Raw genomic sequence first — 14,699 nt, 5'->3', positions numbered from 1 at the left:
GCTACATTGGTTGTCATTCAACCAAGGAGCTTGCTTTGACCACGATGACAGAACAACGTAATAGCGCTGTACAGACAGCAATTTCGGCAATGAAGTGCGCAATTGGTAGTGGCCCTGAAACGCGCCAGAGCCTGGAAAAAGTTCTGGCTCAGCTAATAGGTCTGGCCGAGCAAAGCCAGCTTTGGGGAGCCGAGGACTTTCCGCCACCTGAGGGCGATGAGCATCAGGCGCGTTACATGATTGCCGAGGATGCGGATCAGAGCTATGCGCTGTATCTGAACGTCATGCGCCCAGGCAAGCGCATCGTGCCGCACAACCACACGACCTGGGCCTGCATTGCGGCTGTGCAAGGCACGGAGCACAACCGGGTTTACGAGCGAACCGACGATGGCTCGGTGCCAGGCAAGGGCACGCTCAGGGAGGTCGACCTGGTCATCGTCCAGCCCGGAACGGGGATTGCGTTGATGGCGGAAGACATCCACTCTGTGGAAATCCAAGGTGAGCAGGTGATCCGTCATCTGCACATGTATGGCCGCGCACTGGAGACACTGAATGGCCGAACCGGCTACGACCTGCAGGCCGGGACATGCCAAACCATGTCGATTGGCGTGCAGACAAGGCGCTGATGCGCTGCTGATCAGCCAAGCCTGATTCCTTTTTGCTTTGTAGTGCACTTTGATGTGCGCGGGCGCAGCTTTGCCTGAAATTTGCCAAATCACGTGTTATGACTCAATTTGTCACCGCTTCCCAACTCAAGTCCTGGCTACATGATGGCCAGGAAATCGCCGTGCTGGATGTGCGCGAGCATGGCCAGTATGGCGAGTCGCATTTGTTCTACGGCACCCCGCTGCCCTATAGCCGCCTTGAAATCGATGTGCCGCGACTGGTGCCGCGCAAGCCGGTGCGTGTGGTGGTGTATGACAGCGGCGAGGCCGACACGGAAAACGTGGCTTTGCGGGCGGCGCAGCGCCTGCAGGCTTTGGGCTATACCGATGTCCATGTGTTGGAAGGCGGTACCAAGGCATGGAAAGCTGCAGGCTATGTGCTGTTTGCAGGAGTGAACCTGCCTTCCAAAACCTTTGGAGAGCTGGTGGAGCATGCTTATGGCACGCCACGCATCACGGCCCAGCAGCTGGCGGCCAAGCAGGCTTCGGGCGAACCGCTGGTGGTGCTGGATGGTCGGCCGGTGTCCGAGTTCCACAAGATGAACATACCTGGCGCCATATGCTGCCCCAATGGCGAGCTGGCCTATCGCATCCGCTCGCTGGTTCCTGATGACAGCACACCTGTTGTCATCAACTGTGCCGGGCGCACGCGCTCCATCCTGGGTGCGCAGACGCTGATCAACCTGGGAATCTCCAACCCCGTATACGCTCTGGAGAACGGTACGCAAGGCTGGTTTCTGAACGACCTATCACTGGAGCATGGCGGCAGAAGCCGTTATGCCGACGACTCGGGCAGCGGCGCATTGCAATCTCAGGCGCAGCAGCTGGCACAGCGCTTTGACGTGCCTTGGGTCACTGCCCAGACGGTCAGCCAATGGGCTGCGGACAACGAACGCAGCCTGTTTCTATGCGATGTGCGTACACCTGAGGAATTCGCCGCCGGCAGCCTGCCTGGCGCCCAGCACACACCGGGTGGTCAACTGGTGCAGGCAGGCGACCAATTCATCGGCGTGCGCGGTGCACGGCTGGTGCTTTTTGATAGCGACGGCGTGCGCGCTGCCGTGATCGCCAGCTGGCTGCGCCAGATGGGACAGGACGCCTGCGTGCTCATCGATGGCGTGCACAGCGGCCTGGAGTTAGCCAGCTCTTCAGAAACTGTCAGGCCGCAACTGCACCGGATGACGGTTGCCGAGCTGCAAGCCCGTATTGAACGCGATGAGGTGCTGTTGGTCGACCTGCGGGCCAGCATGAAATACCGGGCTGCCCATATTCCTGGGGCAGTCTGGTCGATTCGATCGCGACTGGCCCAGAACTTGCGTGATGAGAAACGCAGCATCGTGCTGGTGTCTGATGAGCCGGCTTTGGCGCAATGGGCATCGCTGGAGTTGCCGGAGTCGGTAAGCCTGCTGCAAGAGGGCATGGCTGCGTGGCAGCAAGCTGGCTTGCCGGTGGTGGCCAGTGCCGATACCCCAGCGAATCACGATTGCATTGATTACCTGTTCTTCGTGCATGACCGCCACGACGGCAACAAGGAGGCCGCTCGTCAGTACCTGGCTTGGGAAACCGGGCTGGTGCAGCAACTCGATGCACAAGAGCTCGCAGCATTTCAGCTGCCTAGCTCTGAATCCCCCCACTCCTGCGCCGCCTGACCGCGCAATTCGTTTCGCACTTTCCGGGAGAAACCATGCTTGCTATCCGTTCTCTGGCTACCGTTTTCATGGGCGTTGTGCTTGCTGCGCAGGGGCATGCGCAAACCTTGCCGCAGCGCAATGGCTTTCCCAGCCAGCCCATTCGCTTTGTCTCGCCTTTCCCTCCGGGGGGCGGCAACGATGCAACCACGCGCTGGGTTACTACACGCTTGCCAGAGTTCACTGGGCAGCCGGCCGTCGTAGAAAACAAGGGCGGGGCGGGCGGCAACATTGGCGCCAAGGCGGTGACCGAGGCCAGGGCCGACGGATACACCTTGTTGACGGGGCAGGTCTCGCTGATGGCGGTCAACCCCTCTCTGTACAGCGCACCAGGCTTTGATCCACTCAAAAACTTCATTCCTGTCACACAGGTCAATGCGGCACCGCTTGCCATCGTGGTCGCAGCTGGATCGAAACTCAAAAGTTTTGCCGATCTGGCGGCCCAGTCCAAGGCTGAGCCCGGCAAGGTCACTTATGCCACGCCCGGCAACGGTACCTTGTCGCATTTGGTCGGTGTGGTGCTGGCCAAGGAAAGCGGCGTGACCATGACCCATGTGCCTTACAAGGGCGCCGGCCCGGCCATCAATGATTTGCTGGGTCATCAGGTGGATGTGTTGATCACCTCGACCTCATCGGTTGCCGGCATGATTCAAGGCGGTCAGGTGCGCGCACTGGCCGTCACCAGTCCACGTCGGGTTGGTGTTTTCGGCAAGGTGCCCACGTTGGAGGAGCTGGGTTATAAAAACTCCACGTTTGAAGACTGGTACGGCTTTTTTGCCCCGGCCGGGACTCCGCCCGAGCGTGTTGCCTATCTGAACGAGGCCATTGTCAAGACGCTGCGCAAGCCCGAAGTCAGCAAGCTGGTCACCGATGGCGGCAGTGAAGTGGTGGCGAGCACCCCCGAGGCCTTTGCTGCCCAGCTCAATAGCGACACCAAGCGCTGGAGCCATGTGGTCAAACTGTCCGGTGCAAAGTTGGACTGATCCGGATTTCAGGACATCATCATGACGAGCAAAGATCAGCAAGCGTCGACTCCTGGTTTGGGAACGCGCCTGACTCACATGGGAATGTCTCCCGCTTATGTGGGTGGCAGTGCTGTCAATCCAGCCATTGTGCGAGCCAGCACTGTAGTGTTTGAAAGCACTGCCCAGCAACGAGAGATGCGTGCTCGGCGTGGTCAGGAGCGCATTTTCAGTTACGGCGCGCGCGGCACGCCGACCAGCTTTGCTTTGGAAGATGCGGTCAGCGAGCTGGAGGGCGCCTATCGCACGCGGCTCTTGCCCACCGGGCTGGCAGCCGTAAGCATGGCTTTGCTCAGCTATCTGAAGCCGGGCGACCACGTGCTCGTCACCGACAGTGCTTATCAGCCGGTGCGGCATCTGACGCAGCAGTTTCTGCAACCCTACGGTATTGAATACAGCTTCTTTGCGGCAGACGGCAGCGATGCAGCCGCCAAAATGCGCCCCAATACCCGCATGCTGTATGCCGAATGTCCGGGTTCGTTCGTCTATGAAATGTGCGATCTGCCGGCACTGGCTGCCATGGCCCACGCGCAGGGGGCGCTGGTCGCAGTCGACAATACCTGGGGCTCAGGCGTGCAGTACCGGCCTCTGACGCTGGGGGCCGACATCTCCATTATGGCTGCCACCAAATATCTGTCAGGGCATTCGGATGTCATGATGGGTACGGTCGCCACTACACAAGCTGTCTGGGAGCCACTGGCTGAGCGCTGCGATGCTTTTGGCATGACGGTCAGTCCCGACGATGCGTGGCTGGTGCTGCGAGGCTTGCGCACCTTATCCGCGCGGCTACGCATGCATGGGGAGCATGCCCTGGCCGTGACGCGCTGGCTTGAGCAGCACCCACTTGTGCAGACAGTCTTTTGTCCTGCACTTCCTGGTCATGAGGGACATGATCTATGGCGAAGGGATTGCGCAGGTACAAATGGTCTGATTTCCTTTGAGCTGAAGCCATGCATCACCGCTGAAGGCGTGGATAGTTTCATCGACAATCTGCAACTGTTTGGGCTGGGTGCGTCATGGGGAGGCTATGAAAGCCTGGTAGTTGCAGCACAAATGACGCAGGCTCGCAGCGTCACTGACTGGAGTCAGCGTGGCTCGGTCGTGAGACTGCACATCGGTTTGGAAGACCCGCAGGATTTGATCGCGGATCTAGCACAAGCGTTTGAGAGTTCAGGAATCAATGACTTGATCAGGAATACTCAAGCGTTTGTTTGAGCCTCGAAGGTGTCTGGGCGACTCAAGGGGTCTGCATGCTGCATGAAGAGCAGGGCGAACGGTGGGATAGCGCTGTCACCGAATAGCAGTTTTTCTGTGTTTGCCAAGATGCCGCAAGGAGCGCCTCTTTCTAGCTAGGCGCGGTCATTTAGATGCAGAGCCTCAGACAGACCGCCTGAAGCGACTTCCAGAACCAGTCGATAGATGTGGGATCGCATCGCTGCAAAATCGCATGGTCTTGAACTTCTTGATGCACTAGGCAGCTAGTCTTGCCGCCGACCCCATTAATAAAAACCAGCTGATGCAATGAATCAGCTGGTTTTTATTAATGGGGGGCTATAGGTCAGTCGCAGCCGCTATGACGTCCGGTCTGCCTTATGTGTGGCTAGGCGCGATGACGCTGGCTCACTGTGGCGGTGCCAGCCGGTTCCGGTTGGATCAGCGTTTGGGCAGGATGTCCAGCTCTGCTGCGGTGGGCAGGAAGCTGCCGTTCCATACGGCGTTGGCCGGCACCGGGTTCTTGGTGGCATAGGCCTTGGCGACCTGCTCGGCCATCCTGGCCAGACGCTCGGTGCGCAACTGGCCAAAGCCTTCTTCGCGCGCGCCCTTGCTGTCGATGGCGGTTTCGATCGTCAGCTTCAGGCGTTTGACCTCCTGCGGCACGTTGACCAGTCCATCCTTGGCTTTCATGGACGCAATGGCAGCTTCGGGATTGGCAATCCCTTCCCTGGCGCCCCGCGCAAAGGCCTTGAGGAAGGCGCGTACGGCTTCCGGCTTTTCCGCAATCAGCCTGGGGCTGGCGATGATTACATTGCCATAGAGCTGAACACCGTGCGTGGCGTAGGGCAGCACCACCACATCCTCGCGCTTGATGCCGCGGGCCTCCAGATTGAGCAGGCTGGTGAAGGTGTAGCCGGTGACGGCATCCAGATCGCCACGCGCCAGCATGGTTTCGCGCAGTTGCGGCTCCATGGTGCTCCATTGCACCTCGCCCACGCCATTGGCCTGGGCGAAGATAGGGAAGGTGCGGCGGCCGGCGTCAAAGATGGGGGCTCCCATTTTCTTGCCCGTCAGGTCGGCAGCCTTGGTGATGCCCGACTTCTTGAGCGCCATCACTGAGGCCGGCGTGGTGTTGTAGATCACCATGACGGCCACGGGCTTGATGGGCGCGTCGGGGTTGTTGGCGTGAAATTCCATCAGCGCGGCGAGGTCGGCAAAGCCCAGATCATGGGTGCCTGAGGCCACGCGCTGGATGGCGCCTGCGCCGCTGGCGGCCTCCACATTCACATCCAGACCGGCCTGTTTGAAATAGCCTTTTTGCTCGGGGTGGACAAACAGGGCTGCAGGTCCTTCGAAGCGCCAGTCCAGCTGGAACTTGAGCGGCGTGTCTGCCGCCTGGGCAGCGCCCCAGCTCAGAGCTGCAGCAGCCGTGGCGGCCTGAAGAAAGGTTCGTTTGCGCATATGACTCCTTGGTTTATCGATGGCGAAGGGACTGCTGCCTGTGCGCAAGATCGATGCCAATGTGTATACAAAGCGTGAACCGCTGGAGAGGGCACTGCGACGGTGCGTGCCGGACCTGCATGTCCGGCTCTGGTGCATGGGGCGCCTGCGATGGTGCGTGGCCGTGCGCAGATCAAGCGCGGGTCAGCTGGCAGGCGCCCGGCATGAATATTGCGGTCCTTTGCAGTTTCAGGGCTGCTGCTGATTGCGCAGCCTGCTATCGAATCCATACCAGATCCGCCGCCAGGGCGAGAGCGGCCGCAAAGGCCGGGAGAGACTGCAATGACCGAAATTGATTTTGCGCAACTGGACACCTATGCCCGCTACAAGCTGATGGCCAGCCTGATCGTGCCGCGCCCGATCGCACTCGTGACTACGCTGGGAGTCGATGGCACGGTGAACGCGGCGCCTTTTAGCATGTTCAACATGATGGGCGAGGACCCGCCGGTGGTCATGCTCAGCATCAACAAGCGCCAGGATATGGCGCAGAAGGACACGGCCACCAATATCCTGCGCACGGGCGAGTTCGTGGTGCACATCACCGACGAGGCGATGTCCGCCGCCATGCACCGCTGCGGCGACAGCCTGCCGCCCGAGCACAGCGAGTTGCAGCACACAGGCTTAATAGCGACCCCGTCCCAGAGCGTGCAGCCGCCGCGCATTGCCCAGGCGCCGGTGGCCTTTGAATGCGTGTTGCACGAGACGCTGGAGACCGAGAGCCGTTATGTCTTCATCGGCCGCGTCCAATGGCTGGCCGTGCGCGAAGGGCTGGTGGACACCGAGAAATGGCGGGTGCGTCTTCAGGAGTTCTTCCCCGTGGGACGTTTCGGGGCGAGCTTCTACGTCAACTGCCGCGACCGCTTTGCCGTCGAAGCCGATGAGGGCCGGGCACCCGCGTTGAGCGCCACGGCCAGCACGGTCATTGACGAGATGTAGGCCTGCTCAGGTGACCCGCTGCAGATTGCTGCGGGCCTTGGCCTCCAGCCGTTGCCGAAAGTGCGGCGTGGCATAGATGAAGGCCTGGTCCAGAAAGCCGCGCAGCACCTGCTTGCGTTTGAAGCCATAGAGCAGACGCGGCACCCAGGCATATTCGGCGGCGACCTGGCGGTCGTATTCGGCAAAGCGTACGGGGTCGGCGCCCAGAATTGCCAGATCGATATCGACCAGCAACCTGGCATCGGCCTGCGTGGGTGTGACGGTATGGCAGGTGGCCATGATCAGCTCATGCACCCGGCGCCAGCAGGCTTCGGACGCGCCACTGCCCTGCAGTGCCTGTGCCGCCCAGTCGGCGCTGCGCAGCTCGTTGTCGCTGGCCTTGATGTCGTAGACGGCATCGTGAAACCAGAGTGCCACAGCCACTTCGCCGGGCCGCTGCGCCTGTGCCCAGACGCAGTCGAGTTGGCCCAGGCATTCGGCCAGATGCTGCCGGGTGTGATAGTGGCGCTGGGGTTCGGCCCAGGCTGCGAGCAGGCGTTGCAGCAGATCTGCGGGGGGCGTCAGGCCCAGGGCCTGCCATGTGCGCTGCCAGGAGGCTTGGAACAGGGAAGTTGCAGTGTCCATGGCTTTGCTCTCTCTGAATGATTTGATACAAAACGGCTTGCAACGACCGCCAGTTCTGAGATTTATCCAAAAAATTGATAGCAAACCACGATGGCAGCGACTACGCCTGCCAGCTCGGCCACCAGCGCGCAGGGAACGGCATGGCGTGCGCGCTGAATGCCCACGGCTCCAAAGTACACGGCCAGCACGTAGAACGTGGTTTCGGTGCTGCCCTGAATCGTGGCTGCAGCCAGAGCCGCAAAACTGTCCACGCCCTGGCTTTGCATGGTCTCGATCAGCATGGCACGCGCCGCGCTGCCGGAAAAGGGCTTGACCAGCGCTGTGGGCAGGGCATCGACGAAGCGGGCATCCATGCCCAGGACGTCCACTGTCCAGCGGATGGCCGACAGCGCATATTCCAGTGCCCCCGAGGCGCGAAACACGCCCACGGCGCAAAGCATGGCGACCAGATAGGGCAGAAGGTTCCTGGCTACATCAAAGCCCTCCTTGGCCCCCTCGATAAAGCTGTCGTACACGGCTACCTTGCGCAGCGCGCCCAGGCCTACGAACAGCACGATCAGCGCAAATAGCGTGAGGTTACCCATGAGCGAGGATAGTTGGGCCAGTGCCGCTGCGCTGAGCGTGGCCAGAAAGGCCATGAAGGCTGCCAGCGCCAGCCCCACGGGCAGCAGATAGGCCAGCACTACGGGACTGAACAGGGGCAGCCGCTGCACGAGTGCGACACTGAACAGGCCCACCAGTGTGGAAGCGGAAGTGGCCAGCAGAATCGGCAGGAAGACCAGCGTCGGATCGGCCGCGCCCTGCTGCATGCGGTACATGAAAATGGTGACCGGCAGCAGCGTCAGCGACGAGGCATTGAGCACGAGAAACAGAATCTGCGCATTGGTCGCGGTGTCGGGCTTCGGGTTCAACTCCTGCAGCGCGCGCATGGCCTTGAGGCCCATGGGCGTGGCCGCGTTGTCCAGCCCCAGGCCGTTGGCGGCAAAGTTCAGCGTGATCAGGCCCAGTGCGGGGTGACCGCGCGGTACCTCGGGCATGAGCTTGGCAAACAGCGGGCCCAGCATTTTTGCCAGCCATTCGACCACGCCCGCCTTTTCTGCGATGCGCAGAAAGCCCAGCCACAGCGTGAGCGTGCCAAACAGCAGCACCATCACTTCGACCGACAGCCTGGCCATGGCAAACAGGGCCTGCACCATGGCCGAGAACACCTGGGCCTGGCCGCCGAGCAGCCATTGCGCGAGCGCCGCCACGGCCGCCACCAAGAAAAAACCGAGCCACAAGGCATTGAGCATAAGAGCGCCTGTTTTGTACTGCTGCCGATTGTGGCGCGAAACCGGAGCTGCAATGGCACACTGTGGCTCCTTGGTTGCCCGGGCGAGTATGGCGGGCCCTCAGATGTTTTGAATCAGACAGGGACAGTGGACGGATGACAGCAAAGCAAGTTCTCTGGGCGCAGCCCTATGGCAAGGGGCTGGCCCTGTTGATGTGTCTGTTCGGTTTTCTTGGCCTGATGAGCGGATGGATGTTGTTGGAGGCCGATTTTTCAGACGGCTGGCGCACTGCCGCCGGGATCCAGTGGGCGCTGGTGCTGCAGGCCATGCTGGCGCTGAACTCGGCCATGTGCTTCACGCTGGTGTGGTTGCTGTGGACGCGCAATCGCGCGGCTCTGCTGCTGTGCGTTCTTTACGTGGTGCTCGGCGTGGTCAGCCAGGCTGGCATGTTCTGGTATGTCAGCAGGCTCGGCAGCCAGGTCGATATGCTGTCGCTGGGCCTGTGGCTGGGAGAGGCCATCTTCTGGTTCTGCATTGTGGGCTATCTCTACTGGCTCAAGAGCCGCGACGTGCTGCGCTGATCCGAACTCAAGGCGTTGCCTGCACACGCAGCAGTTGTCCGTTGGATGAATCGGTGAGCAGGTACAGCAGGCCGTCCGGTCCCTGGCGTACATCGCGTACGCGCTGGCCCAGGCGCGGCAGCAGCACTTCGGTGGCGGTGACCTTGCCATCGGCAATCTGCAGGCGCTGCAACTGCATGGCCTTGAGTGCACCCGTGATGAACGAGCCTTTCCAGGCCATGCCATAGCGCTCGCTGCTCAAATAGGCGAGCCCCGAGGTGGCAATGGACGGTACCCAGTAATGACGGGGTTGCTCCATGCCCGCCTTTTCGGTGATGCCGGCACCGATCTTGCCGCCTCCATAGTTCTCGCCATAGGTGATGACGGGCCAGCCGTAGTTCTTGCCCGGCTCGATGCGGTTGAGTTCATCGCCGCCTTGCGGGCCATGCTCTGTCATCCAGAGCTCGTCATCTGGCCCCAGTGCGGCGCCCTGGCTGTTACGGTGGCCATAGCTCCAGATCTCGGCCAGCGCATCGGGCCTGCCCGCAAAGGGGTTGTCGCGAGGCACGCTGCCATCCTTGTTGATGCGCACGATCTTGCCCAGATGGGTCTGCAGATTCTGCGCCTCCTGCATGGCCTTGTAGCGCTCTCCGAGCGTCAGAAACAGCGAGCCGTCGGGTTTGCCGTTCACCTTGCGTTCCACGATGCGGCAGCCGAAGTGCAGGGCCGAATCGATCTTGGGGCGCTGGCTGAACAGAATCTGCACGTTTTCCAGGGTGCCGGAGTCGGCTGAAAGTCGGGCTTTGGCCATGGCCGTGCTGTTCTTGCCCCGGTCTGGTCCCTGCCCCGGCTCCGAGAAGCAGAAATAGAGCTGGCGGTTGCTGGCAAAGTCGCTGTCAAGCACCACGTCCAGCAGGCCGCCTTGCCCGGCGACGGCGATGGCAGGAAGGCCTTTGAGAGGGGCGTTGAGCCTGCCCCCTGCCTCAACAATGCGCATGCGGCCAGGGCGTTCCGTTACCAGATAGCGTCCGTCCGGCAAAAAGGCCAGTGCCCAGGGGTGCTCGAGCCCCGTTGCCAAGGTTTGCGTGCCCAGCTCGGCTGCCGCCAGGGCGTGCGAGCCGAGCAGGGCCAGTGCGCAGCAGCTCAGGGCTTGAACGGCAATGCGATGCATGTTTTCTCCTCTTCGATGACCGGGCGGCAGCACGCTGTTTGCCTGTGTTTATGACCCGGGCTTGATGCCGTTTGCCGACAAAAGATTGCGCGCAGGTGTATAAATCCGGCTTTTGCTCGCCACAGTTTGGCGAGCGGCCTGTGTGTGCACAACGCAGGCTTGGACCATATTCAACAAGGAACGCAGCCATGGGCGCGCAATGGAAAGCAAAAGGCAAGGCGCTGGTCGCCGATGCCAAGGGTAAGCTGTTTGGCAAGCTGGTCAAGGAAATCATGGTTGCTGCCCGTCTGGGCGGCGGTGATCCTGCAGCCAATTCGCGTCTGCGCATGGCGGTGGAAGCGGCCCGCAAGGCTTCCATGCCCAAGGACACGCTGGATCGCGCCATCAAGAAGGGCGCTGGCGTTGGCGCCGACGCCGTGAACTACTCCAGCGTGCTGTTTGAGGGCTATGCCCCCCATCGCGTGCCCGTGATGGTGGAGTGCCTGACCGACAATCCCAATCGCACGGCTCCGAATATGCGCGTCTGCTTCCGCAAGGGCCAGATGAGCGCCGTGGCCTGGGATTTTGACCATGTGGGCATGATCGAAGGCGAGCCTGAAAACGGCGCCGACGTCGAAATGGCCGCCATCGAAGCTGGCGCCCAGGACTTCGAGCCCGGTGAAGAAGAAGGCACGACGCTGTTCATTACCGATATTGCCGATCTGGATGCCGTGAGCAAGGCTTTGCCCGCGCAAGGCATCAAGGTGCTGTCGGTCAAGCTGGGCTACAAGGCCAAGAACCCCATCAGCATGAGCAGCCTGTCTGCCGAGCAGCAGGAAGAAGTGCAGGAATTCCTGGCCGGTCTGGAAAACGACGACGACGTGCAACATGTCTACGCCGGTCTGGTGGACTGAAGTCATTGCCGTCTGGCAAAGAGAGCGGCCCTGGGCCGCTCTTTTTTTTTGACTTTTCCCTGGCCTGCAGGCAGACAGCGGTTTTCTATACTGCAAGGCTGCTGAACTGCCTTGTGGATTGCCTTCATGTATTTTTTGCCTCGCATCCCCGCGCCTGTTTCACTGACTGCCATTGCGGTGGTCATGCTGCTGTCGGGCCCCGCGCCGCAGGCGGCTGAGCCAGCAAGGCAGGCGGGGGGGAGTGGGCAGGCGGATTCGCCTGCAGAACAGGATTCGCCTTTTTTCAGGCTGCGCCGTGCCGTGGTCGAGGCGGCACAGGCCAGGCGCTGGGACGATGCCACCGCCCAGGCGCGCAAGCTGCTGGACATGACACTGCCACGCGGCAATCCATACGAGCAGCTCGATGCTTCGGGTTTGCTCTACGGCTTGCTCTATCAGCAAGGGCAGTACGCGCAGGCCGTGTTGCAGACTGACCAGATGATGGCTCTGGCCGCAGCCGACGGCTACGACCCGGTCAGTGGGCAGATGCAGGCGCTGATACAGCGCGGTCTGACCGCCGCCATGATGGCCGGTGATCAGGGCGCACTGGCTCGCTATCTGCAGGAGCTCCGGCAGGAGTCCAAGGCTTTTGCGCCGCTGTGGCATTGGAATACGTCAGAGCAGCAGTTGCACTACCAGGCCGCACAGCTCAGCGTGCCGCTGGTGCAGGGGCGCTGGGTACTGGTCCAGCTGGAGCCGACCAGGGATCGCAAGGATGTCGCGAGCCTGGAGTACGTCTATCTGAAACCCGATGGCAGGCGTCTGCGGGTCCGCATGAGGCTCGGCTATGACGATGGTCTGAAAGACATGGACGCTGCAGCCAGGCAGAAGTCGCTGCAGCAGGAGCGCAGCATTTTTGCCAGCGAGCAGACGCCAGAGCCTGGGCTGAGGCTACCGGCCCTGCCGTTCGGCGACGCTGTGCAAAGCCAGCAGGCCAGCCGCGAGAAAAGAGAAGAGGGGAGGCCCGACATCCTGCATCTGGACTGGGGGCTGGTGCGCGGCAACTGGAAACTGAGCCTGCACGCCGAGCAAATGGACAGCGAGCGTGATAGCGCGCTGCAGCAACTGCCCCAGCTGTGGCAGGCCATGCAATGGCCCAAAGCGCCCGAGCTGCCGCCAGAGCTACCGCGCCAGGAGCGCGAGGTGAGTCATGCCTGGCGGGTCGATGACGACTGGCCCAGGGCCGGTCAACTGGCCCGCACGGCCTTGGCCGATGCTCAGTTTCCCGCCGAGCTGGCGCGCCTGAATACGGTGGCAGGCATCTCGGCCTTCAAGGCCGGTCAGCAAGCCGAGGCTGGCCGCTATCTGGATCAGGCTCTGCAGGCCTGGCCCTATGTCAGCCTGTTCAGGCTGGAGTCCGAGCTGGTGGACCAGGCCCAGCAATATGGGGCCGAGCTGGCGGCGCAGCAGGGCCGCGACGCCGACGCAGTGCGACTGATGCGCCAGTACCTGCGCAATGCCGGTGGGCTGCAGAACATCTGGGTGCAGGCCCAGGACCCGAAGGTGGCCGACCTGGAAAATCGCCGCACCGGCATGGTGCTGCCCATGCGTGCGGCAGGCTTTCATCTGCAGGAGCCTAAGGATTCGCAGCGCATGATGTACCGCGATCTGATGACCGGACAGCAACTGGGCCTGACCACGGAGCTGAAGATCCCCGAATCCGACGAAGCGCAGGAAAAGCTGCTGCGTGCAGCGCTGGAAAAGCAGTTCCGCCTGAAGGCGGGGAGCTTGAAAAAGCGCAGCTTTGCTGCACCAACGCGGTCCAGGGATCGCCGGCCTGAAGGCCGCCAATGGACGTTTGAAGTGAGCCCGCAGGAGAGCCGGCCGGGCGCAGCTTCCGTCAAGCACGTCGTCTTCTGGATCGTTGACCAGGGTGCAAGCCGTGCCATCCTGCGCGCCTCGGTGGGAAGCCCGCGCGAGCAAACCCGGGCCGAGCAACTGGCCCAGGCGCTGAGCTGGTAGCTTTTTAACTATCGATGCTTATTTGATAGCATCTTTCGCAGTCTGGGTAAGGGATTGCTGCTGATTTCTATGAAATTCATCGGCAATCAGCGCCAGCCCCTGCTGGTAGCTGGTAACGGCAAACCCCGGAAATGCCTGCTTGAATTTGCTGGAGTCAAACAGATTGTCGTGGGCATAGCGGGGCAGCAGCTCTTGCAGCTCGGCCACGGGCTTGGAGATCAGGCCGGCTGCGCTCAGTGCCCAGCGGGGCAGCCTGTGATGGCGGGAAGACCGGAAAGAGCGACCAAAGCTCTGGCTGGCCCAGTCGATCAGCAGCTTGTAGCTGGGGCGCTCATCGTCGCATGGCAGATGCCAGGTCTGGCCATAAGCATCGGGCGTGTTGCCCAGCAGGGCCAGAGCCCGGCTGGCATCGGGCGTCCAGATCAGGGTGCGCAGACGGTCGTCCCGCACCGGGGCCAGCGGTGTCTTGCCGGCCTTGAGCCTGTCAATCACCAAGGTGTTGGTAATGCTCTGCGTCTGTGCAGGGCCGTAGAACTCGGGGGCGCGGGCAATCAGCACGGGAATCTCGCCGTGCTCCATCTCGGACAGCACCATCTCGGCCATGGCGGCGCGCACCCGGCCTTTGCGCCCCACAGGGGCGAATGCCGTCTGCTCGGTCTGCAGCTGCGCGTTCTGCGGGTACATATAGGTGTTGTCGAAATAGACAAACGGGGCCCCCGCAGTGCGGCTGGCCGCCAGGGCGTTGCGCAGCATGCTCGGAAACTGCTGCTCCCAAAGCTGGGTATCCGGAGGCAGGCCTGCGGTGAAATAGACCACATTGCTGCCTTGAACGGCTCTGGCAGTCTGCTCGGCATCGAGCAGGTCGGCGACTTCGAGCAGGTCCGTGTCATGTATCTTGCGCGGCCTGCGGCTCACCAGCTTGAGCCCATCGCTGTAGTTGCGCTTGAGTTCGCGCGCCAGCTCGGTGGCGATCTGCCCGTTGGCGCCCAATATGGTCTGCATTCCAGCTCCTAGATGAATAGCTTCACCAGCCTTGGTGACCGGGAACGAGGCAAGCCTAAGCTTGAAGCGTGGTTCAAGGTCAAGCGCGGATTGCACAGGAATGATGGGCCCGCCCGCTAAGCCCGGAAAGCAGACAGGCTTGCAGCGGTGG

Annotated in this window: 13 protein-coding genes; 8 read left to right on the top strand and 5 right to left on the bottom strand. The window is 61.7% G+C overall.

Annotation, left to right across the window (positions count from 1 at the left end):
• Positions 1 to 35 precede the first annotated feature (35 nt).
• From NOX35_RS16400 to metC, 4 genes are all read left to right on the top strand, one after another.
• Positions 36 to 626 carry a cysteine dioxygenase family protein gene (locus NOX35_RS16400; RefSeq protein WP_182283273.1) on the top strand — a complete coding sequence of 197 codons (591 nt, stop codon included), beginning with the start codon at positions 36 to 38 and terminating at the stop codon, positions 624 to 626.
• A 98-nt stretch (positions 627 to 724) separates the two neighbouring features.
• Positions 725 to 2,314, top strand: a complete 1,590-nt coding sequence (locus NOX35_RS16395) for a rhodanese-like domain-containing protein (RefSeq protein WP_256494027.1) — start codon at positions 725 to 727, stop codon at positions 2,312 to 2,314.
• A gap of 35 nt (positions 2,315 to 2,349) precedes the next feature.
• Entirely contained in the window at positions 2,350 to 3,336 is a 987-nt protein-coding gene (locus tag NOX35_RS16390; RefSeq protein WP_371878490.1) for a Bug family tripartite tricarboxylate transporter substrate binding protein, read from the top strand.
• Between the two features lie 21 nt (positions 3,337 to 3,357).
• A complete protein-coding gene (gene metC / locus NOX35_RS16385) occupies positions 3,358 to 4,590 on the top strand; it encodes a cystathionine beta-lyase (protein ID WP_256494026.1) in 1,233 nt (410 codons plus the stop codon).
• Between the two features lie 438 nt (positions 4,591 to 5,028).
• Here the strand turns inward: metC and NOX35_RS16380 are convergent, their stop codons facing one another.
• Positions 5,029 to 6,051, bottom strand: coding sequence for an ABC transporter substrate-binding protein (locus tag NOX35_RS16380; RefSeq protein ID WP_182283270.1), 1,023 nt, complete (start codon positions 6,049 to 6,051; stop codon positions 5,029 to 5,031).
• A 321-nt stretch (positions 6,052 to 6,372) separates the two neighbouring features.
• On the opposite strand from NOX35_RS16380, the gene NOX35_RS16375 reads away from it, so the two are divergent.
• Positions 6,373 to 7,026 (top strand): flavin reductase family protein, encoded by a 654-nt coding sequence (locus tag NOX35_RS16375; RefSeq protein WP_182283269.1) that lies wholly within the window; start codon positions 6,373 to 6,375, stop codon positions 7,024 to 7,026.
• 6 nt (positions 7,027 to 7,032) lie between these two features.
• On the opposite strand, the gene NOX35_RS16370 is transcribed toward NOX35_RS16375, so the two are convergent.
• Together NOX35_RS16370 and NOX35_RS16365 are read right to left on the bottom strand one after the other, a co-directional pair.
• Entirely contained in the window at positions 7,033 to 7,650 is a 618-nt protein-coding gene (locus tag NOX35_RS16370; RefSeq protein ID WP_182283268.1) for an N-methyl-D-aspartate receptor NMDAR2C subunit, read from the bottom strand.
• A 62-nt stretch (positions 7,651 to 7,712) separates the two neighbouring features.
• A complete protein-coding gene (locus NOX35_RS16365) occupies positions 7,713 to 8,942 on the bottom strand; it encodes a nucleoside recognition domain-containing protein (protein WP_182283267.1) in 1,230 nt (409 codons plus the stop codon).
• 134 nt (positions 8,943 to 9,076) lie between these two features.
• Here NOX35_RS16365 and NOX35_RS16360 point away from each other — a divergent pair, with 134 nt between their 5' ends.
• Complete coding sequence (locus NOX35_RS16360; RefSeq protein ID WP_256494025.1) at positions 9,077 to 9,502, top strand: virulence factor MviN; 426 nt, start codon at positions 9,077 to 9,079, stop codon at positions 9,500 to 9,502.
• Positions 9,503 to 9,509: 7 nt separating this feature from the next.
• On the opposite strand, the gene NOX35_RS16355 is transcribed toward NOX35_RS16360, so the two are convergent.
• Complete coding sequence (locus tag NOX35_RS16355) at positions 9,510 to 10,652, bottom strand: PQQ-dependent sugar dehydrogenase (protein WP_256494024.1); 1,143 nt, start codon at positions 10,650 to 10,652, stop codon at positions 9,510 to 9,512.
• Positions 10,653 to 10,840: 188 nt separating this feature from the next.
• On the opposite strand from NOX35_RS16355, the gene NOX35_RS16350 reads away from it, so the two are divergent.
• Both NOX35_RS16350 and NOX35_RS16345 read left to right on the top strand, forming a co-directional pair.
• On the top strand, positions 10,841 to 11,545 hold the full coding sequence (locus tag NOX35_RS16350; RefSeq protein WP_003062751.1) for a YebC/PmpR family DNA-binding transcriptional regulator: 705 nt from the start codon (positions 10,841 to 10,843) through the stop codon (positions 11,543 to 11,545).
• A 126-nt stretch (positions 11,546 to 11,671) separates the two neighbouring features.
• Positions 11,672 to 13,546 carry a hypothetical protein gene (locus tag NOX35_RS16345; protein ID WP_182283264.1) on the top strand — a complete coding sequence of 625 codons (1,875 nt, stop codon included), beginning with the start codon at positions 11,672 to 11,674 and terminating at the stop codon, positions 13,544 to 13,546.
• 18 nt (positions 13,547 to 13,564) lie between these two features.
• On the opposite strand, the gene NOX35_RS16340 is transcribed toward NOX35_RS16345, so the two are convergent.
• Positions 13,565 to 14,548, bottom strand: a complete 984-nt coding sequence (locus NOX35_RS16340) for an NAD-dependent epimerase/dehydratase family protein (RefSeq protein WP_256494021.1) — start codon at positions 14,546 to 14,548, stop codon at positions 13,565 to 13,567.
• Between the last annotated feature and the right edge of the window lie 151 nt (positions 14,549 to 14,699).

The organism is Comamonas sp. C11, assembly GCF_024496285.1.
Classification (GTDB): Bacteria; Pseudomonadota; Gammaproteobacteria; order Burkholderiales; family Burkholderiaceae_C; genus Comamonas; species Comamonas testosteroni_F.
This window is presented reverse-complemented; position numbering and strand designations above follow the sequence as displayed.

Coding starts and splice junctions, on each gene's coding strand:
- NOX35_RS16380 (WP_182283270.1), bottom strand. CDS start 6,051: ATGCGCAAACGAACCTTTCTTCAGGCCGCCACGGCTGCTGCAGCTCTG.
- NOX35_RS16390 (WP_371878490.1), top strand. CDS start 2,350: ATGCTTGCTATCCGTTCTCTGGCTACCGTTTTCATGGGCGTTGTGCTT.
- NOX35_RS16370 (WP_182283268.1), bottom strand. CDS start 7,650: ATGGACACTGCAACTTCCCTGTTCCAAGCCTCCTGGCAGCGCACATGG.
- NOX35_RS16355 (WP_256494024.1), bottom strand. CDS start 10,652: ATGCATCGCATTGCCGTTCAAGCCCTGAGCTGCTGCGCACTGGCCCTG.
- NOX35_RS16365 (WP_182283267.1), bottom strand. CDS start 8,942: ATGCTCAATGCCTTGTGGCTCGGTTTTTTCTTGGTGGCGGCCGTGGCG.
- metC (WP_256494026.1), top strand. CDS start 3,358: ATGACGAGCAAAGATCAGCAAGCGTCGACTCCTGGTTTGGGAACGCGC.
- NOX35_RS16375 (WP_182283269.1), top strand. CDS start 6,373: ATGACCGAAATTGATTTTGCGCAACTGGACACCTATGCCCGCTACAAG.
- NOX35_RS16395 (WP_256494027.1), top strand. CDS start 725: ATGACTCAATTTGTCACCGCTTCCCAACTCAAGTCCTGGCTACATGAT.
- NOX35_RS16350 (WP_003062751.1), top strand. CDS start 10,841: ATGGGCGCGCAATGGAAAGCAAAAGGCAAGGCGCTGGTCGCCGATGCC.
- NOX35_RS16345 (WP_182283264.1), top strand. CDS start 11,672: ATGTATTTTTTGCCTCGCATCCCCGCGCCTGTTTCACTGACTGCCATT.
- NOX35_RS16340 (WP_256494021.1), bottom strand. CDS start 14,548: ATGCAGACCATATTGGGCGCCAACGGGCAGATCGCCACCGAGCTGGCG.
- NOX35_RS16360 (WP_256494025.1), top strand. CDS start 9,077: ATGACAGCAAAGCAAGTTCTCTGGGCGCAGCCCTATGGCAAGGGGCTG.